Here is a 20,336-nt window from a genome sequence, read left to right on the forward strand (position 1 = left end):
AAAATGCTTCCAGCCTCTCTTCGTTCAGACACCCTTCCCCGAACTATGCGCCCTTCTTCGTTTCCGCAAGCCATGCTGTTCTGTAGCGTAAATAATTGCGCGTCCCCAAATACAAATTGATGATTCCAACCAGCAGCATGACAAGGGCGACCACGATCCGGACGGCGTCCAGCGCTTCAAACGTGAATTGGTTCAGTCCAAACAAGGTCACCAGCACACCCAGGGCGATATTCATTTTCCCCAACGTCATGCGGGAAGCAAGCGGATGGATTCCCTGCCTGCGGGCATGAATGCTGAAATAAACGCTGGCGATCAGCGAAGCCAGTACGCCAGTCAAGTAAAAGGCAGACCACATTTCGGATTCATCCTCTCTACCAATCTGGTATTATCCTACCAAAAGGGCGAGAGCGCGGTCAAACGAGAGGGAATGTCTGTTCGGGTATTTCCCACATCCCGCGATCTTTTCGGTATAATGGAAATGACGATACGACTAGAGAACGATTTGAGACGGAAACCCAGAGAGGAAGAAGCAGCATGACCTCGTTTGTCCATTTGCATGTTCATACGGAATACAGCCTGCTGGACGGCGCAGCGCGGATCGAACCGCTGGTAGCCCGGGCGAAAGAACTGGGCATGCCCGCTCTGGCGATGACGGACCACGCCAACCTGTACGGGGCGATTCCTTTTTACAAGGCGTGCCGGGACGCGGGCATCAAACCGATCATCGGCATGGAAGCCTACGTGATCGAAGGCAATTTGCAAGACCGCGTGCGGAGCGCCCCTGCTCCCAGCCACCTGATCCTTCTGGCTGAAAACGAAGAAGGCTACCGCAATCTGCTGAAGCTCGCGACGATTGCGCAGACGGAAGGGAACTACATCATCCCCCGTCTGAACAAAGAGGCGCTCGAACGCCACCGGGCAGGCTTGATCGCCCTCAGCGGCTGCCGGGAAGGGGAAGTGCCCAGACTGCTGCTGGAAGGGGATATGGAAGGGGCGAAAAAGGCTGCGCAATGGTATCTGAGGACGTACGGTCCCGACCATTTCTACCTGGAGCTCGCCGATCACGGGCTCGAGCTGGAGCGCAGGCTGAATGCCAGACTCGTTCGGCTCGGCGAGGAGACGGGCATCCCGCTGGTCGTCACCAACAATGTCCACTACGTGGAGCGGGAAGATCACGCCGTGCACGACATCCTGCTTGCGATCGGCGAAGGGAAGACAGTGAACGAGGAAAACCGGTTCCGCTACGAGACCGATCAGTACTATCTGAAGAGCGGGGAAGAGCTGGCTGCGGCGTTTGCTTACGCACCACAGGCGCTGGCCAATACGGTCGCGATCGCCGAGCGCTGCGAGCTGAACTTGTCGTTTGGCGCTCACATTTTGCCGGAATTCCCCTTGCCAGACGGACAGGATTCGACCGCGTTTTTGCGCGAGCTGTGCATCCAGGGCTGCATCCAGCGCTACGGGGAGCTGACGCCGGAAATCCGGCAGCGGCTGGAGCACGAGCTCGCCATCATTACCGGGACAGGATTTACGGATTACTTTTTGATCGTCTGGGACTTCATGCGCTACGCCCATCAGCACGGCATTGCGACCGGGCCTGGACGGGGATCTGCTGCGGGGAGCCTGGTTGCCTATGCGCTGAGGATTACCAATGTGGATCCGCTGCGCCACCAGCTGCTGTTTGAGCGTTTTCTGAACCCCGAGCGGGTGACGATGCCCGATATCGACATCGACTTTGCCGTGGAGCGCAGGGATGAGGTCATCCGGTACGTGGCGGACAAGTACGGTCACGATCGGGTGGCGCAGATCATCACGTTCGGGACCATGGCGGCCCGTGCGGCCGTCCGCGACGTGGGACGTGCGCTCGGCCTGTCGCTCGGGCTGATCGACCGTGTAGCGAAAATGATCCCGCAGTCGCCCGGCATGACCATCGAGCGGGCGATCCGGCAAAATCCGGACATCGCCAAGCTGTGCGCGGAAAACAAGCAGGCGGCTCAGTTGATCGCCACGGCCAAAGGAGTGGAGGGACTGCCGCGCCACGCCTCCACCCATGCGGCGGGAGTCGTCATCTCCCGCGAGCCGCTGACGGAGTACGTGCCGCTGCAGACGGGAAGCGAGGGCCTTGCGCTCACGCAGTACCCGATGGAGATTTTGGAAGAAGTGGGCCTCCTGAAAATGGATTTTCTCGGCCTGCGCAACCTGACGATCATCCAGGAAACGTTGCGGAATCTGGAAAAGCAGGGGACGCGGCTCGAGCTGGAAAGCATCCCGACAGACGACCCGAAGACCTTTCGGATGCTCTCCCGGGGCGATACCACAGGCGTATTCCAGCTGGAGTCCAGCGGTATGAGAAACGTCCTGCGCGATTTGAAGCCGACCAGCCTGGACGATATTATCGCCGTCCTGGCATTGTACCGGCCGGGCCCGATGGAGATCATTCCTCAGTACATTGCCGCCAAACACGGCCAGACCCAGGTTCACTACGCCCACCCTGATCTAGAACCGATCTTGCGGGAGACGCATGGCTTCATGATCTACCAGGAGCAGATCATGCAAATCTCGTCTGCGCTGGCGGGCTTCAGCCTGGGAGAGGCGGACATCTTGCGGCGCGCCGTGGGAAAAAAGAAGCGGGAGCTTTTGGCGGAGCAGCGGGAGAAGTTCGTGGCTGGCTGCGTGAAGCAGGGCTACGGAGAAGCGCTGGGCCACGAAATCTACGACCTGATCGTACGATTTGCAGACTACGGCTTCAACAAGGCGCACTCCGTCGCCTATGCGGTCATCGCCTACCAGATGGCTTATTTGAAAGCCAACCATCCGCTCGCTTTCATGGCGGCGCTGCTCTCGCTGTCCATTGGCAGCCAGGGCCGCATCGCCGAATATACCGAGGAAGCCCGCCGCTTGCAGCTGAACGTGCTGGCTCCGGACGTGAACCGCAGCGAGGCCCATTTCACGGTGGAACAGGATGCCATCCGCTTCGGCCTGGCCGCTGTCAAGAATGTCGGCTACGGGGCCATCGAATCCATCGTGCGGGAACGGGCCCGCAGGCCGTACCGCGACGTGTTCGACTTTTGCGCCCGGGTGGACGGGAGACTGGTGAACAGGCGCGTAGCGGAATCGCTTGTGCTGTGCGGCGCGCTGGATTCGTTGCCGGGGCACCGCAGCCAGCTTTTGCTGCTGCTCGATGAGGCGGTCGGCAAAGCGAACGGAAAGAGGATTGAGCGCGACGCCGATCAGCTGAACCTTTTCGCCGGAGAAGAATCCGGCGCACCGGTCCGCGAGCCAAAGGATTACCCGGACGTCCCGCCTTTTTCGCGGACACAGCAATTGAAAGAAGAACGGGAGCTGCTCGGGGTATACATCTCCGGCCACCCTCTCGACCAGTACGTCCACCTGGCCGAGCACGCGGAAGTGACGAAGATCGCTTCGCTGGGGGAACTGCCTCGCGACAAGACGGTGAAAGTGTTCGGGATGGTTACGGAGGAGCGGCGCATACAGACGAAAAAAGGGGACCCGATGGCGTTTGTCACGCTGGAGGACAAAACGGCGCAGGTGGAGATGGTGGTCTTTCCCCAGGTGTACGCCAAGTACGGGGACCTGCTGGTGAGGGAGCGGATGGTCGTAGCCGAAGCGCGCATCGATCATCAGGACGATCTGGTCAAGCTGCTTGCATCCCGGATCTGGGCGGCCGAGTCTTTGCCGGTGCCAGTGGAAACCACGCCCCCGGCTGCTCGGACCCCAATGGCTTCTGCTGACAAGGGCGCCCTAGAAACGCCAGCTGCCGCTGCACCCCAAACGGGCCCTGCAACACAAGCCGTCCTGAAAACGCCGGCTGCCTCTGCATCCCCGGCCATGGAGACCGTGGTATTCGTCAAAATTTCCCAGACTCAGGAGCAGGATTCGACGCTGCAACAGCTTCAGCGGCTGTTTGTCGAAAAAAAAGGGACGATTCCGGTGCTCTTGTTCTACGAAGGAAAAAGACAGACAATTCGCTTGCCGGATACCATTCGTGTCGAAGCGGACGAGCTTTTTTTGGAGCAAGCGCGAGCAATTGTGGGACTAGACAGCGTAATTCGGAAAGAATTGCCCGTAAATTGGGGAGGATGAGAAATAGCCTCCCTTTTTCGCCGTTTTCGGGCGGTTTACAGGTGAATGGGTTTTGCTATATATTGAGATCATAACTGAAATAGTGGTCAGACCACTGGAAAAGTGATCTAGCAGCACATGCAGTTTCGTAGCCGTTATAGAAAAAGATCAATTGAAATGGAGTGGTTATGATGTCCAATTTGAGAGAGGAAGCGCTGGAACTTCACAGAAAAAACAAGGGGAAACTGGAGGCAGTCACGAAGGTGCCGGTTCGCAATGCGTACGACCTCAGCCTCGCTTATTCTCCTGGAGTTGCAGAACCATGCAAAGATATTTTTGACGACAAGTCCAAAGTGTACGAATATACCATGAAGGGCAACCTCGTTGCGGTAGTCAGCGACGGTACCGCAGTTCTCGGTTTGGGCAACATCGGACCGGAAGCGGCTATGCCGGTCATGGAAGGGAAAGCCGTCTTGTTCAAATCTTTTGCTGGTGTGGATGCGTTCCCGATCTGCTTGAACACCACAGATGTGGACAAAATCGTAGAAACCGTAAAAATGCTCGAGCCGACCTTCGGCGGGGTAAACCTCGAAGACATCGCCGCTCCAGCCTGCTTCGAAGTCGAAGAGCGCCTGAAGCGTGAAACGAACATCCCTGTATTCCACGACGACCAACACGGCACCGCAATCGTGACAGCCGCAGGTTTGATCAACGCGCTGCGCGTGGTGGGCAAAAAGCTCGAAGACATCCGCGTGGTAGCCAACGGAGCCGGCGCAGCGGGCATCGCCATCATCAAGCTGCTGGTTTCCATGGGCGTTAAAGACGTCATCATGTGCGACACGAAAGGAATTGTGTATGAAGGCCGTCCGTTCGGAATGAACCCGGTGAAAGAAGAAATGGCGAAAATCACCAACCGGGACAAAATCCAGGGCGACCTGGCAGATGCGATGAAAGGCGCGGACGTATTTATCGGGGTATCCGTAGCGGGTGCAGTGACACCTGACATGGTACGCTCGATGAACCGAGATGCGATCATCTTCGCGATGGCCAACCCGATTCCGGAAATCATGCCGGACGAGGCAAAAGCGGCCGGAGCTGCCGTAGTCGGTACTGGACGTTCCGACTTCCCGAACCAAGTGAACAACGTCCTCGCCTTCCCTGGCATCTTCCGCGGAGCGCTCGACACGCGCGCAACCAACATCAACGAAGAAATGAAGCTGGCAGCCGTCTATGCGATTGCCGACCTGATCAAACCGGAAGAGCTGTCTGCGGATAAAGTAATCCCGGCGCCGTTCGACGCACGCGTCGCTCCAAGCGTTGCCGCAGCAGTGGCAAAAGCTGCGATGGAAAGCGGCGTGGCTCGCATTACCGTAGATCCGGAAGCCGTCAAAGAAAAAACGATGAAGCTGGCAGCTATTTCCTATCAGGAAGTATAAGAGCCCCTTTCAATCGTCACCCTCCGGGGCAGCTGCTTTCTCGTTGCCAAGGAGGGTGCTGCACTTCAAAGTAGTCGCTACGTTAAGGAGGATGAATGGTGCTCGACCCATCCCAAGATCGAAAAGTATACGAAGGGATTCTCCTGCAAATTCATGAAATTACCCAGGAGAGAAACTTGCGTCCGGGCGACAAGCTGCCGTCCGAGCGTGAACTGTCCGAACAGCTGGGCGCAGGTCGTTCCTCCGTCCGTGAAGCGCTCAGGGCTCTGGAGCTTCTCGGTCTGATCGAGACACGCAGAGGAGAAGGCACCTTCCTAAAGCACTACCGACACAATCGATTGATCGACATTCTCGGATTTTTCATTTTGCGAGATACGAAGACCAAGAAAGATTTGATCGAGATGCGCCGCATGCTGGAGCTGGATGCGGTACGTCTCGCTTGCAGGCGGGCTACTGACAAGCACTTTGAAGAGATGGAACGCATTCTCGACATCGCTGAGCAGCGTGTCGCACGCGGCGAAGTGCCGACCGAGGAGGACTACCAGTTCCATCGCGTCATCTGCCGTTCCAGCCGCAACTCGATCCTGCACCGCATCTGGGCGCCGCTGGTGGAATACAGCAACAGCGTGCGCGTCGAATCGCTGTCCCGGGAAGGCCGTGCGAAGCGGGCTGTCGAGGAGCACCGGGAGATCATGGAAGCGATCCGGGCGGGCGATGCGGACGCGGCCGTCGAGAAAATGAGGCATCATTTGGAGAACAGCAAGCTGTAAAATTGCCCCCATTTGCGACAGGCGCAAAGGCTGTGATATGATGATGCAGACCTGTATTGGACGATGAAGGAGGAAGCCAGCGTGTGGACTGTCATCTACATCGCTCCTAGCGCTAGAATCGCAGAACGGATACAACAACGTTTGACAGATGAAGGATTCCTGGTCAAGGTTCGCGAGGCAAAAGTCTCCAAGCAATACGAGATTTTGGTGCCGGAGGGCGAGCTGCAAGAAGTCCAGGAAGTACTCGCCACGATCCTTCACTGAAGAGAAAGGTGGGGTGTACCTGTGTTAAAAGATCTTTTCGGGAAAAAACGCAAATTTGCTACCGTCCCATCGGAGACACTCGCACGCGTCCCGGCTTCCGCCAACCCTTCCAAGGAAACGGGAACGAGAGAGAAGGAAGTCCCCGAAGGTTTGATGAATAAATGCCCGCATTGCGGGACGATTCACTACTCCAAGGATCTGGAGAAAAACTTGCGCGTCTGCAAAGGCTGCCAGTACCATTACTCCATGTCAGCACCGGAGCGCTTGGCGTCGATTTTGGATGACGGCGCGCTCACCGAGGAGTTCGATGCGAATCTGATTACGGCCAATCCGCTCGGCTTCCCGGGATATCTGGAAAAGCTGGAGCAAGACAAGGCCAACACCAATCTGAACGAAGCCATCATGACCGGAGAAGGCGTACTTGGCGGCAACCGGATCATCATCGGAGTCATGGACTCCCGTTTCCGCATGGCCAGCATGGGCTCGGTCGTAGGGGAAAAAATTACCCGGGCCATCGAACAAGCCATCGCTCGGCGCCTGCCGTTCATCCTGTTCTCGGCATCGGGCGGCGCCCGCATGCAGGAGGGCGTGCTCAGCCTCATGCAGATGGCCAAGACGAGCGCGGCGTTGTCCAAGCTCGACAAGGAGCGCCTTCTGTTCATTTCCGTCATGACGAACCCTACGTATGGCGGGGTTTCCGCGAGCTTTTCTTCCCTGGGGGATTACAACATCGCGGAACCGGGGGCGATGATTGGCTTTGCCGGACGTCGTGTCATTGAGCAAACGATTCGCCAGGAGCTGCCGAAAGACTTCCAGACAGCGGAATTCTTGCTCAAGAACGGGCAGCTGGACATGGTCGTGCACCGCAAAGACATGCGCAACACGCTGGCCAAACTGGTAGAGATGCACACGTCGCGGGAAGGAGTGGAAGCATGGCAGGAGAACTCCCTTTTGAAAAGCCACTAGTTGAATTGCAGGACAAGATCAAGGAATTGCGCCGCTTTACGGAGGAGAAAGGCATCGACTTCTCAGACGAGATCAAGCGGCTGGAGCAAAAATCGAAAGACCTGGCGCAGCAAATTTACGGAAATCTGACGCCGTGGCAGCGCGTGCAGCTGGCTCGCCATCCGGAACGTCCGACTACCCTGGACTACATACAGTTACTTTTTACTGATTTTCTGGAAGTGCACGGTGATCGTCTGTTCGGAGACGACCATTCGATCGTGGGCGGCATCGCCAAGCTGGATGGACGCCCGGTGACGATTGTCGGTCACCAAAAAGGGAAAGACACGAAGGACAATATCAAGCGGAATTTCGGCATGGCTCATCCCGAGGGCTATCGCAAGGCACTCCGGATCATGCAGCAGGCGGACAAATTCGGACGCCCGATCATCTGCTTTATCAATACGTCGGGGGCCTATCCCGGCAAGGCGGCGGAAGAGCGCGGCCAAAGCGAAGCGATCGCCCGCAATCTGCGGGAAATGGCTACGTTTCGCGTGCCGATCATCTGCATTGTCATCGGCGAAGGCGGCAGCGGCGGCGCCCTCGCGATCAGCGTGGGCAACCGAATCTTCATGCTGGAGAATTCGTATTACTCCGTGATCGCACCGGAAAGCGCGGCAGCCATCTTGTGGAGGGATTCCAGCCTGGGCATGCGCGCTGCGGAAACGATGAAAATCACTGCACCCGACCTGCTCGAGCTCGGCGTGATTGACGGCATTATCGAAGAACCGTTTGGAGGAGCGCATCGCGACTTGATCCAGCAGGCGAGTCTGGTCAAGGCGACGATTGTCGAGCAACTGGAACAGCTCAGCAAAATGACTCCGGATGAACTAATACAGGATCGTTACGAAAAGTTTAAACAGATTGGCGAATACGCCTCCCTGTGATTTCAGGGGGCGTTTTTTCGCTTTTTTCCGTAGGAGAAATCTGCTACAATCGTAGTCGGATGCAGAAGTTTTCAGAACTTCCAAAAAGTATGGCACATATGGTTGCACGAGTATAACAGATATGTGTAGTGGAGTGGTACAGCATGTTTCATAACCATTATGGTACATACTGTTACCGATTCATGACATGCTAAAGACGACATGATTGGAGAGGTGGATTCCATGCAAAAGCTTGCGGTTCTGACCAGCGGTGGAGACGCCCCGGGTATGAACGCTGCAGTACGGGCGGCCGTTCGCCGTGCAGCTCACCACGGGGTGCAAATGTTTGGCGTGTACCACGGTTACGAAGGACTGATGAGTGGAGATATCCAGGAGATGTCGCTTGGTTCCGTAGGGGATATCATCCATCGGGGCGGCACGATCTTGTATTCCGCGCGTAGCGAAGAATTCAAGACCGAAGCGGGACAGCAAAAAGCCGTGGAACAGCTGCGCAAGTTCGGCATCGAGGGGCTTATCGTCATCGGCGGGGATGGGTCGTTCCGCGGGGCGCAAAAGCTGACGGAAAAAGGCTTCCCGACGATCGGCGTACCCGGCACCATCGACAACGACATTCCGTGCACGGACTTTACCATCGGCTTTGATACGGCATTGAACACGATCGTGGATGCGATCGATAAAATTCGCGATACCGCCACCTCGCACGAGCGCACGTACATTATTGAAGTAATGGGACGGGATGCCGGCGATCTGGCTTTGTGGGCAGGTCTCGCAGCCGGTGCTGAGTCCATCATCATTCCGGAAGAACAACACGACATGGAAGACATTTTGGAGCGGCTCCATGCGGGTCAACGCCGTGGAAAGAAACACTCCATCATCCTCGTGGCAGAAGGGGTAGGCAGCGCGGCTTCCTTCGCAGAGGCGATCACCCAAGCGACCGGCTGGGAGACGCGGGTGACCGTCCTCGGCCACATCCAGCGGGGCGGCTCTCCGACGGCCATGGACCGCATGCTGGCGAGCCGCATGGGGGCAGCCGCCGTCGATTTTCTGTTGGAAGGCAAGCGGGATCGCATGGTCGGAATCCAGAACAACCAGATTGTCGATATTGATTTTAAAGAAGCATTGTCGCAAAAGCACAAGCTGGACTTATCCGTCTATCAGTTGGCACGAACCCTGTCCATCTAGCATGGCGGGCTTTCAGGAGTAGAAGGAGGCAAATATTCGATGTGGAGAAAAGCAAAAATCGTATGTACGATCGGACCGGCGAGTGAATCCGTCGAAACTCTGAAAAAGCTGATTCACGCCGGGATGAATGTGGCTCGGCTCAATTTCTCGCACGGCTCGCATGAAGAGCACGCGGCTCGGATTGTCAATATCCGCAAGGCAGCCGAAGAAACCGGCAAGCCAGTGGCGATCCTGCTGGACACAAAAGGACCGGAAATCCGCACGGGAACACTGGCGGTGGATGCGGTCGAGCTGGTGGAAGGAAATACGATCATCCTCACCACGGAAGAAGTGGCGGGGACGGCTGAGCGAGTTTCCATCACCTATGATGAGCTGCCCCAGGACGTCAATCCGGGCGACACCATCCTGATCGACGACGGCCTGATCGGCCTGACCGTACAAGAAGTGAAGGGCAACGACATCGTCTGCAAGATCAAAAACGGCGGTACGCTCAAGAGCAAAAAAGGCGTCAACGTCCCAGGCGTGAAGATCAACCTGCCGGGCATCACGGAAAAAGACGCACAGGACATCGAGTTTGGCATCGAGCAGAAAGTGGACTTCATCGCGGCTTCCTTCGTGCGCAAGGCGTCCGACATTCTGGAGATCCGTACGATTTTGGAGCGACACGGCGCCCACATCGATATTATCGCCAAGATTGAAAACCAGGAAGGCGTAGACAACGTGGACGAAATTCTCGTGGTCACGGACGGACTCATGGTTGCCCGCGGCGACCTGGGTGTGGAAATCCCGGCGGAAGAAGTGCCGCTCGTGCAGAAAAAGCTCATCAAGAAGTGCAACGAGTTGGCCAAGCCGGTCATTACGGCTACCCAAATGCTCGACTCTATGCAGCGCAACCCGCGTCCGACCCGCGCCGAGGCGAGCGACGTCGCCAACGCGATCTTTGACGGGACGGACGCGATCATGCTGTCGGGGGAGACGGCAGCGGGCAAATATCCGGTGGAATCCGTGGAAACGATGGACAGAATCGCCGTACGTGCCGAGCAAGAGCTCAATTACCGTGAAATCCTGTACACGCAAGCGCAGCTCAAGCAAATGACGATCACGGATGCGATCAGCCAAGCGGTGTCCAATGCGGCGCTGGATCTGGACGCAGCTGCGATCATTACCGCTACGGAGAGCGGACATACCGCCCGGATGGTCTCCAAGTTCCGTCCGAAGGCGCCGATTGTCGCTGTCACGCCGCATGCCCATGTGATTCGCCGATTGTCGTTGGTGAACGGGGTATATCCGCTTTTGGGAGAGCTGGCGCATACGACGGACGAAATGCTGGAAATGTCCGTTCAGGAAGCGCTGAACGCGGGCTACGTGCGCCACGGCGACCTCGTGGTGATCACGGCCGGCGTGCCTGTACGAGAGGTAGGCACGACGAATCTCATGAAAGTGCATGTGATTGGCGACGTCGTGGCCAAGGGACAAGGGATCGGCCGCAAAGTGGTGACGGGCAAAGTCGTCATCGCCCGTTCTGCCGAGGAAGCCATGTCGAAAACCGATGAGGGCTCCATTCTGGTGACGATCGGCACGGATTCGGACATGATCGAAGCATTCAAAAAGGCGGGGGCCGTGATCACGGAGGAAGGCGGCCTGACCTCGCATGCTGCCATCGTGGGGCTCAATCTGGCGGTTCCGGTCATCGTCGGTGTGCCTTTGGCTACGGAAGTGCTGAAAGACGGTCAAATCGTCACGGTGGACTCCGAGCGGGGGCATATTTACTCGGGGCACGCACGCGTTCTCTGATCTAGGCATAAAGAATCATTTTCGCGAATAGGACGGCTTCAGAGGGTGACCAGACGTCACCCTCTTTGGCGTGGACTTCAACAGCTGCACTCGTCCATTCTTCCAGTCATTGCTAGATACCGGTGGGTTTTAGCTAATGCAATGCAGGGGGGAATCTGTTAAAATCGTTTGGTTGCCTGCCGTAGATTCCGAATGCTTTTGCCTGCGAAATGGAAAAACGGAAGATCTTCGGCCCCGGTTGTGATCCTGATTGGGAGTAAAGAATGATGGAAGCCGCTGGTGAATAAGCCGATACATATAGGGTGCGCGGAAATCCGAATCCGGCAGCTCCGCAAAAATGTTCGGGAATTACTGTCAAGAGTTTTTTTGCTAGAAACACAATATATTGTGTTGTCGAAAATTATTTCGCACAAGATATAGGTTAAACTATTGAGTTTTTCCCGTAAAGATAGTTAACTAGAGAGGAACCATTTGAAGGAGGAACCGATATGCTGGCCACTGAGTCGATTACCAGAACCCGTTTTCTGACGGATGATTTCTTGCAACAATATCCAGAGTTTCCAGAACATATGAGCCCATTGGGACAATTCGTGTACTACCGTACTTACTCTCGCTTTCTTCCGGAAAAAGGAAGACGGGAAACCTGGAAGGAAACCTGCCGTCGCTCGGTGGATTACAATATCAAGCTCGCCTATCAGCACCTGAACAAAATCGGCTTGCACCCCGATTTGCGTGCGATGGAGAAAGAGGCAGAGGGACTGTTTGACAACATGTTCAACCTCCGCCAGTTCCTCTCCGGACGGACGCTGTGGGTAGGGGGCGCGGAAAACGGCGTTGCCGATCTGTACCCGCTGGCGAACTTCAACTGCTCGTTTTTGAACATCAAGTCCTGGGATGACCTGGGCGATCTGTTCTACCTGCTGCTTGTGGGCACTGGCGTAGGCTTCAAGTGCACGAAGGAGATGGCGGCAGGACTTACGCCGATCCGCACCAACGTCACGCTGTTGTCTTCCGAATACAAGCCGCTGCCGAAGCATCAGCGCCTGGAGCGCTCCGAGCTGAACGTACTGGAAAACGGCTTCGCCAAGATCTACGTCGGCGACAGCAAGGAAGGATGGGTGGAGTCGCTTCGCCTGTACTTGCAAATCTTGACGGACTCCACATACGAAAACATTCATACCGTAAAAATTTCCTACAACAGCGTCCGCCCAAAAGGGGAGCGCCTGCAGCGCTTTGGGGGCACGGCAAGCGGTCACGAGCCGCTTCGCGAGATGTTTGAAGGAATCGACAAAGTGCTGAAAAACCAGATCGACAAGCATCTGGCGCCGATCGAGAGCGATGCGAAGGGCTATGGCAAGGTGCGCCCGATCCACATCCTGGACATTGGCAACCTGATCGGGGCAAACGTAGTAGTGGGCGGCGTGCGCCGGACGGCGGAGATCTTCCTGTTCGACCACGACGATTACGAGTGCATGATGGCCAAGTACGGCATCAACGGCTTCTGGACAGAGGAACAGCTCGCGCACCACAAGCAAGTAGGCGAGCTTTTGGGCGAGCACAAGCCTGTCTGGTTTGACAGCATTCAAAAAGTGGGCGACGGCCGTTTCGGACTGGATCACCGCCGCATGTCCAACAACTCGATCGCGTTTACCAAACAGCCGACCCGTGAGTTTTTGCACCTGGTATTCACCTTGATGCAGCTGGAAGGGGAGCCTGGCTTCATCAACCTGGAAGAAGCCAACCGCCGACGTCCAAATGCAGAGGGCTTGAACCCTTGCGCGGAAATCCTGCTCGACTCTTACGGCGTCTGCAACCTGACGACGGTCAACCTGGCCCAGTTCGTCAAGGACAGCGCAGACGGCTCCAAATATCTGGATCTGGACGGCCTTCTCGAGGCGCAGCGCAAATCGGCGCGTGCCGGACTGCGCATGACGCTGGTGACGCTGGAGCTGCCGCACTGGGATACGGTACAGCAGCGCGACCGCCTGCTCGGTACATCGCTGACAGGGGTAAAAGACGCTCTCGCATCGCTGGGCTACACGGAAGAGCAGGAGCTGGAGCTGCTGCGCCTGCTGGGCAACGCTGCCCGCGATGAAGCCAACCGTTACGCCTACGAGCTGCGCGTCAATTCTCCGCTGCTGGTCACGACGGTGAAGCCGGAGGGGACACTGTCCCAGGTGGCAGGCGGCGTATCCAGCGGTCTGCACTGGTCCCACTCGCCTTACTACATCCGCCGCATCCGCATCAACGCGGAGGATCCGCTGGCAAAAGCGGTACAAGCCCTCGGCTGGACGGTCCATCCGGAGGTAGGCACGCCTGGCGATACTCACGAGGAGCGCATGGCGAACGCCCGCACGCTGGTCATCGACTTCCCGGTCGCTTCCGGCGCGAAGGAAACGAAGAACGAAGTCAGTGCGAAACGCCAATTCGATACGTATTTCCGCTTCCAGAAAGAGTATACGGAGCACAACTCGTCCAACACGATTACCGTGCGCAAGGAAGAGTGGGGCGAAGTGGAAGAAATCGTATACGGCAACTGGGACAACTTCGTAGGAGTATCCTTCTTGCAGCTGGATGGAGGAAACTACCAGCTCGCACCGTATGAAGAGTGCACCAAGGAAGAGTACGAAGCGTTGAAACAGACGATGAAGCCATTCGACCCGGCAATTCTGCAGCAGTACGAAACAGGCGGAGATGCCGACCTGTCCACAGCGGAATCCTGCGAAGGCGGAGCGTGCCCGATTCGTTAATCGACAATACGGATAAAGACAGGGGAGGACGTATGCTTTGGTCCTGCCCTGTTTCTTTTGGTACAATATTCGTAAAGAGAAAGGGGCGATTGTTCGTGGTTCCTGTCGTTCATTCCCATCGTTTGCGCGTTCGGTACAGCGAAACGGATCAGATGGGTGTCGTGTACCATACCAACTATTTGAACTGGTTTGAGGTCGGACGCACGGAATTCATCCGGCACGCGGATCTTACCTATCGGCAGCTGGAGGAAAAGGGAGTGCTGCTGCCGCTCACGGACGCCAGTCTCTCTTACAAGAAACCGGCGAAATACGACGACGAAGTAGAAATTCGGACGCTTGTGTCGGAAATTACGCCTGTACGCCTGACCTTCTCCTATGAAGTCGTGCGGGTTTCGGACGGCGAGCTCCTGGTGACGGGCAGAACACACCATGTTTTCACGAACACGGCATTTCGGCCGATCCGATTGTCCCGGACGGAGCCTGCCGTGTACGACTGGCTGGAGAAGCAGCACAAAGGAGGGGAATGACCATGCTCCTGCGCATCCTCATCGTTCTGTTCATTGTCGTACCCGCTATCGAGCTGTGGGGAATCATTTCCGTTGGGCAGGTGATCGGAGGATGGAATACGGTCGCCCTGATCATTCTCACAGGGATCGTCGGGGCTTGGCTGGCGAAGCAGCAGGGGATGCAGGTCATTCGGATGCTGCAGTTCCAGCTCTCACGGGGACAGATGCCCACGGAGACGCTGATCGACGGGGCGCTGGTGCTGGCCGGGGGAATTATGCTACTGGCGCCGGGGTTCATTTCGGACGTGCTCGGGCTTCTGCTGCTGATCCCCTACACGAGGCTCATTGTCCGCCACTTGCTCAAGAAATGGCTGTGGTCGATGATCTCGTCCGGCAGGATCCAGCTCTTGTTTCGCAGATAGGCAAAAAAGAACCGTGCAGCCTCAGGGGACTGACTCCCAGTGCTGCAGCGGTTCTTTTTTAATGGGCTGCCCCCTCAATATGCCAGGCACAGCCGCTCATCGCGTCACTATGTACGCCTGCCAACGATATATCCCCACACGTCCGAAAAGACATCCGCTTTGACCAAGGCGTTGATCATGACCAGGGAGACCGGTCCGATGATCAGGCCCAGGAATCCGAACAGCTGCAGACCGACGAACAGGGCGACCAGGGTGAGCAGCGGATCCAGCCCGACGTTTTCCGCTACGACTTTCGGCTCGATGATCTGGCGGAAGATGAGCACGACCGCGTAGAGAATCGACAGGCCGATGACGAGCGAGTAGTTCCCTTTGAAAAACAGGTACACGATCCATGGGATGAAGACTGTACCCGTGCCCAGGTACGGCAGCAGATCCACAAGGCCGGTGATCAGGCCGATCGTGATGGCGTACTCGACGCGCAAGACCAACAGGCCGATGATGACGATCGCGGCGGTGAGCGAGATCAGCGTCAGCTGCGCTTTGAGGAAGCCGAAGAGCGCTCCGCGCAAATCGCGGAATACTTGATCGAGCCGGCTGTTCACGCCCGTGGGCAAAATCCGGCGGAAGCGGGCTTCCCATAGAAAGAAGTCCTTGGAGATAAAGAATGCGCCCATCAGCGAAATGACGGAAACGGTCGCCATGTTCGGCAGCGAAAGCAGGAGGTTTTTCAGACCGTCCAGGAACCGCACGACCAAATCCTGTGCCGCATGGGTGATCGACGAAATCCCGTTCGAGAGCGTCGTGTTTACCTTCAGCTGAAATTCCGGATCGAGCTGGGTGTAGAACCATTGGACCTGATTGTAGATCCCCATGAGAAAGTCCTGGGAGATCGTCCGCTGCAAATACCCGGACAGCTCCGTTGCGAATCCGGGAAGCGTTTTGGCCAGATCGCCGATTTCCACGACGGTTTCCGTGACGACCAGCGTGACCACGCCGATCGCGATGAGCATCAGCAGGAGCAGGGAGATGGTCACGGACAGCCAACGGGGAAACTTGAACTTTCTGGTCATGAACGTGACCGGCCGATTGATCAGCAGCGCAATGACTAAAGCAATAAGAAATGGGTAAAGTAAGGGTGTTGCAAATCGGAAAACCCACCAAGCGAAATACACAAGCAGGCAAACCCACAAAAAACGAATGATTTGAAACAGTCTCTCCACCCAGTTTTCCTGATTCAAGTCGGTCTCCTTTCTAACCCTCACCCTAGGGCAAATGCGTATGCTTCTATTATGCCGCATCCGCGATGAGTGGAGCAAGCTGGCGCAAAAAACAAAACCGGGTTTCACTCTTCGAAACTTTTTTGCCGTTACCTTATTCACAAAACTGCAATAATCTTTTATAATTGGGTCGTCTTAAGTGGATTCTTTTCTCTCGCCATGCGGAAGATTCTTTCCCCTTGCGAAGCTGCGAGGAAATGCGTGGATGACATTCCAGACAAGAGTGGTGGATGAAAGAAACCGCTGCCTACAAATTTCATATAGCTTTACTCAACGTGCTGTGCCAGTCTGCCGGACAAGCGACGACTGTGAAGCACGATTATTTAGTGGAAAAGGAGAGGGAGTTCTATGACAGCAACCCGTGGACTGGAAGGCATTGTTGCCGCCGAATCATCAATCTGTTCGATCGTAGATGGCGTTCTCTGCTACGGCGGGATCAACATCGATGAACTTGCAGAACATGCGACTTTTGAAGAGGTTGTTTACCTCCTTTGGCATGGAGCGTTACCGAAGCGTGATCAGCTGGAAACCTTGAAAAAGCAATTGGGCGAAGCAGCCGCTGTACCTGCGGAAGTCATCGATAGCATCCGTAAATATCCACAAGGGATCCATCCAATGGCTGCATTGCGCACAGCTGTCTCTTCGCTAGCGCTCTACGATAAAGAAGCGCAAGACATGTCTCCTGAAGCCAACTACCGCAAAGCCATTCGCTTGATGGCGCAAACGCCTACCCTGATCGCGGCTTACGCTCGCTTGCGCAAAGGTCTGGAACCAGTCGCTCCGAAGGCAGACTACACCATCGCGAAGAACTTCCTGTACATGCTGAAAGGCGAAGAGCCGACTGAAACAGCAATCAAAGCGCTTGACGTCGCGTTGATTCTGCATGCAGACCACGAGCTGAACGCATCCACTTTTGCGGCTCGTGTAACCGTTGCCACTCTGACCGATATCTACTCCGGTATCGTATCTGCGATTGGCACGCTGAAAGGCCCTCTGCACGGTGGCGCAAACGAAGCCGTGGCGAAAATGCTGACCGAAATCGGCACCATGGACAAAGTGGAAGGCTACGTTCGCAACAAGCTGGACAACAAGGAAAAAATCATGGGCTTTGGTCACCGCGTCTACAAAGACGGCGACCCTCGCGCAAAATGGCTGAAACAGATGTCCAAAGCGCTGACTGCGCAAATCGGCCGTCCAGAACTGTACGAGATGTCTGTAAAAATCGATGACATGGTGACAGGCGAAAAAGGCCTGAAACCAAACGTCGACTTCTACTCCGCATCCGTATACATTTCCCTCGGCCTGGAAATCGACCTGTTCACACCGATCTTTGCGATCAGCCGCATGTCCGGCTGGACTGCACACATCATGGAACAGTATGAAAACAACCGCTTGATTCGCCCGCGCGCGGATTACACAGGTCCGGTAGGCAAGCACTACGTGCCGATCGACCAACGCTAATAACGGTAGCGTGACCCAAATTTGTTTGCTTTTCCGAGCGTGGAGGAACAGGACGATTGACCTGCCTTTGCAGCAGGTGTCGACCTGCTTCGAGCTTGAGAACTACCACCACTCGTGGTAGTTCTCCCTACGTCTGGAAATATTCCTATTACTACTCATATCTGCACTGGAGGGGTTCTCGTGTTTAAAAACCTGACACAGCCAACTGCCGGACAAAAAATCCAAGTGGATAACGGCAAACTGGTAGTACCAAACAATCCGATCATTCCATTCATCGAGGGTGACGGTACTGGTCCTGACATCTGGAAAGCATCTGTGCGCGTTCTGGACGCGGCAGTGGAAAAAGCTTACAAAGGTGAAAAGAAAATCGCTTGGTTCGAAGTGTTCGCTGGTGAAAAAGCGTTCAACCAATACAATGAGTGGCTGCCTGAAGATACGCTCACTGCTGTTCGCGAATACCTGATCGCAATCAAAGGTCCTCTGACCACTCCGGTTGGCGGCGGGATCCGCTCCATCAACGTGGCTCTGCGCCAAGAGCTGGATCTGTATGCTTGCGTACGCCCTGTTCAATACTTCGATGGCGTGCCATCCCCGGTAAAACATCCAGAACTGACTGACATGGTCATCTTCCGCGAGAACACCGAAGACATCTACGCTGGCGTAGAGTGGGCGGAAGGCACTCCGGAAGTGAAAAAAGTAATCGACTTCCTGCAAAACGAAATGGGCGTAAAGAAAATCCGCTTCCCGGAAACTTCCGGTATCGGTATCAAGCCTGTTTCCAAAGAAGGTACCGAGCGTCTGGTTCGCGCTGCGATCAACTACGCACTGGACAACAATCGCAAATCCGTTACCCTCGTACACAAAGGCAACATCATGAAGTTCACCGAAGGCGCGTTCAAAAACTGGGGTTATGCAGTGGCTGAAGCGGAATTCGGCGACAAAGTGTTCACGTGGGCACAATACGATCGCATCAAAGCTGAAGGCGGAGACGCTGACAAAGCGCAAAAAGAAGCGGAAGCAGCTGGCAAGATCATCGTAAAAGACGTGATTGCCGACGCGTTCCTGCAGCAAATCCTGACTCGTCCGGCTGAGTACGATGTAGTCGCTACCCTCAACCTGAACGGTGACTACGTATCTGACGCGCTGGCTGCACAAGTAGGCGGTATCGGTATCGCTCCAGGAGCAAACATCAACTACCTGACTGGCCACGCGATCTTCGAAGCGACTCACGGTACGGCTCCAAAATACGCTGGTCTGGACAAAGTGAACCCATCTTCCGTCATCCTGTCCGGCGAAATGATGCTCCGTCACCTGGGCTGGAACGAAGCGGCAGACCTGATCATCAATTCCATGGAAAAAACCATCTCCGCGAAAACCGTTACTTACGATTTCGCTCGTCTGATGGAAGGCGCAACCGAGCTGAAATGCTCCGAGTTCGCTGACGCCCTGATCAAAAACATGTAAGATCGGCTTTTGATTGGATAAGACTTCACAAAATTTGGAGGGATTATCATGGGATTCCAACGGAAAAAAATCGCAGTCATTGGTAGTGGCTTCACAGGAGCAACAACTGCATTTATCCTGGCTCAAAAGGAACTGGGTGACGTGGTGCTGGTTGACATCCCGCAGTTGGAAAACCCAACGAAGGGGAAGGCTCTGGATATGATGGAGTCCTCGCCAGTCCTCGGCTTCGATGCCAAGATCACCGGTACTGCTGATTATGCGGACATCAAAGATTCCGATCTGGTCATTATTACCGCAGGGATCGCCCGCAAGCCTGGAATGTCCCGCGATGACCTTGTGAACACCAACGCAGGCATCATGAAATCCGTCGCGGAGCAGGTGAAAACACACGCTCCAAACTCCATTGTGATCGTTCTGTCCAACCCGGTAGACGCGATGACCTACACCTTCTTCACTACGTCCGGCTTCCCGAAAGAACGAGTAATCGGCCAATCCGGCGTATTGGATACCGCTCGCTTCCGTACCTTCGTGGCGATGGAGCTGAACGTATCCGTAGAAGACGTGACAGGCTTCGTATTGGGCGGCCACGGGGACGATATGGTCCCTTTGGTGCGCTACTCCTACGCCGGCGGTATCCCGCTCGAAAAGCTGATTCCGAAAGATCGTCTGGATGCCATCGTGGAGCGTACCCGCAAAGGAGGGGGCGAAATCGTCAACCTGCTGGGCAACGGTTCCGCTTACTACGCTCCGGCCGCTTCCCTGGTGCAAATGGCGGAAGCAATCCTGAAAGACAAGAAACGCATCTTGCCTTCCATCGCCCTTTTGCAAGGGGAATATGGCTACAACGATCTGTATCTGGGCGTACCCACTCTTCTGGGTGCCGAAGGGATCGAGAAAATTTTCGAGCTGGAGCTGACGGCAGAAGAAAAAGCAGCGCTCGACAAGTCTGCTGAATCCGTCCGCAGCGTCATGGCTGTTTTGAAATAAGCGAGACGGTGATAGAAAAAAGACGCCTTTCATCTGGAAGGCGTCTTTTTG

General features: G+C 55.7%; 16 protein-coding genes. 14 read left to right on the forward strand and 2 right to left on the reverse strand.

Annotation, left to right across the window (positions count from 1 at the left end; translation table 11 throughout):
- Positions 1 to 43: 43 nt before the first annotated feature.
- The gene (locus RGB73_RS07870) at positions 44 to 355 is read right to left on the reverse strand and encodes a YtpI family protein (RefSeq protein ID WP_310770684.1); all 312 of its coding nucleotides are present in this window, start codon (positions 353 to 355) and stop codon (positions 44 to 46) included.
- A 179-nt stretch (positions 356 to 534) separates the two neighbouring features.
- Between RGB73_RS07870 and RGB73_RS07875 the strand changes: the two genes are divergently transcribed.
- From RGB73_RS07875 to RGB73_RS07925, 11 genes are all read left to right on the forward strand, one after another.
- Positions 535 to 4,104 carry a DNA polymerase III subunit alpha gene (locus tag RGB73_RS07875; RefSeq protein ID WP_310770686.1) on the forward strand — a complete coding sequence of 1,190 codons (3,570 nt, stop codon included), beginning with the start codon at positions 535 to 537 and terminating at the stop codon, positions 4,102 to 4,104.
- Positions 4,105 to 4,274: 170 nt separating this feature from the next.
- Entirely contained in the window at positions 4,275 to 5,519 is a 1,245-nt protein-coding gene (gene ystJ / locus RGB73_RS07880) for an NADP-dependent malic enzyme (protein WP_310774186.1), read from the forward strand.
- 98 nt (positions 5,520 to 5,617) lie between these two features.
- Positions 5,618 to 6,289 carry a FadR/GntR family transcriptional regulator gene (locus RGB73_RS07885; protein WP_310774188.1) on the forward strand — a complete coding sequence of 224 codons (672 nt, stop codon included), beginning with the start codon at positions 5,618 to 5,620 and terminating at the stop codon, positions 6,287 to 6,289.
- A gap of 81 nt (positions 6,290 to 6,370) precedes the next feature.
- On the forward strand, positions 6,371 to 6,553 hold the full coding sequence (locus RGB73_RS07890; protein WP_092266119.1) for a glutamate decarboxylase: 183 nt from the start codon (positions 6,371 to 6,373) through the stop codon (positions 6,551 to 6,553).
- A 21-nt stretch (positions 6,554 to 6,574) separates the two neighbouring features.
- Positions 6,575 to 7,519 carry an acetyl-CoA carboxylase, carboxyltransferase subunit beta gene (gene accD, locus RGB73_RS07895; protein ID WP_310770691.1) on the forward strand — a complete coding sequence of 315 codons (945 nt, stop codon included), beginning with the start codon at positions 6,575 to 6,577 and terminating at the stop codon, positions 7,517 to 7,519.
- Complete coding sequence (gene accA, locus RGB73_RS07900; RefSeq protein ID WP_310770693.1) at positions 7,486 to 8,442, forward strand: acetyl-CoA carboxylase carboxyl transferase subunit alpha; 957 nt, start codon at positions 7,486 to 7,488, stop codon at positions 8,440 to 8,442. Before accD ends, accA begins: the two co-directional genes overlap by 34 nt.
- A 222-nt stretch (positions 8,443 to 8,664) precedes the next feature.
- Positions 8,665 to 9,624: a 6-phosphofructokinase gene (gene pfkA / locus RGB73_RS07905; protein WP_310770695.1), complete on the forward strand. Its 960-nt coding sequence runs from the start codon at positions 8,665 to 8,667 to the stop codon at positions 9,622 to 9,624.
- Positions 9,625 to 9,663: 39 nt separating this feature from the next.
- Complete coding sequence (gene pyk, locus RGB73_RS07910) at positions 9,664 to 11,418, forward strand: pyruvate kinase (RefSeq protein WP_310770698.1); 1,755 nt, start codon at positions 9,664 to 9,666, stop codon at positions 11,416 to 11,418.
- A gap of 488 nt (positions 11,419 to 11,906) precedes the next feature.
- Positions 11,907 to 14,168 carry a ribonucleoside-triphosphate reductase, adenosylcobalamin-dependent gene (gene nrdJ, locus RGB73_RS07915; protein WP_310770700.1) on the forward strand — a complete coding sequence of 754 codons (2,262 nt, stop codon included), beginning with the start codon at positions 11,907 to 11,909 and terminating at the stop codon, positions 14,166 to 14,168.
- Positions 14,169 to 14,263: 95 nt separating this feature from the next.
- The gene (locus RGB73_RS07920; RefSeq protein WP_310770702.1) at positions 14,264 to 14,695 is read left to right on the forward strand and encodes an acyl-CoA thioesterase; all 432 of its coding nucleotides are present in this window, start codon (positions 14,264 to 14,266) and stop codon (positions 14,693 to 14,695) included.
- Between the two features lie 2 nt (positions 14,696 to 14,697).
- Positions 14,698 to 15,096 (forward strand): FxsA family protein, encoded by a 399-nt coding sequence (locus RGB73_RS07925; RefSeq protein ID WP_310770704.1) that lies wholly within the window; start codon positions 14,698 to 14,700, stop codon positions 15,094 to 15,096.
- 107 nt (positions 15,097 to 15,203) lie between these two features.
- On the opposite strand, the gene ytvI is transcribed toward RGB73_RS07925, so the two are convergent.
- Positions 15,204 to 16,334, reverse strand: coding sequence for a sporulation integral membrane protein YtvI (ytvI, locus tag RGB73_RS07930; protein ID WP_310770705.1), 1,131 nt, complete (start codon positions 16,332 to 16,334; stop codon positions 15,204 to 15,206).
- 387 nt (positions 16,335 to 16,721) lie between these two features.
- On the opposite strand from ytvI, the gene citZ reads away from it, so the two are divergent.
- From citZ to mdh, 3 genes are all read left to right on the forward strand, one after another.
- On the forward strand, positions 16,722 to 17,834 hold the full coding sequence (gene citZ, locus RGB73_RS07935; protein ID WP_310770707.1) for a citrate synthase: 1,113 nt from the start codon (positions 16,722 to 16,724) through the stop codon (positions 17,832 to 17,834).
- Between the two features lie 180 nt (positions 17,835 to 18,014).
- A complete protein-coding gene (gene icd / locus RGB73_RS07940) occupies positions 18,015 to 19,298 on the forward strand; it encodes an NADP-dependent isocitrate dehydrogenase (RefSeq protein WP_310770709.1) in 1,284 nt (427 codons plus the stop codon).
- A gap of 48 nt (positions 19,299 to 19,346) precedes the next feature.
- On the forward strand, positions 19,347 to 20,285 hold the full coding sequence (mdh, locus tag RGB73_RS07945) for a malate dehydrogenase (protein ID WP_310770712.1): 939 nt from the start codon (positions 19,347 to 19,349) through the stop codon (positions 20,283 to 20,285).
- Positions 20,286 to 20,336: the final 51 nt, after the last annotated feature.

The organism is Brevibacillus brevis (genome assembly GCF_031583145.1).
GTDB lineage: Bacteria > Bacillota > Bacilli > Brevibacillales > Brevibacillaceae > Brevibacillus > Brevibacillus brevis_E.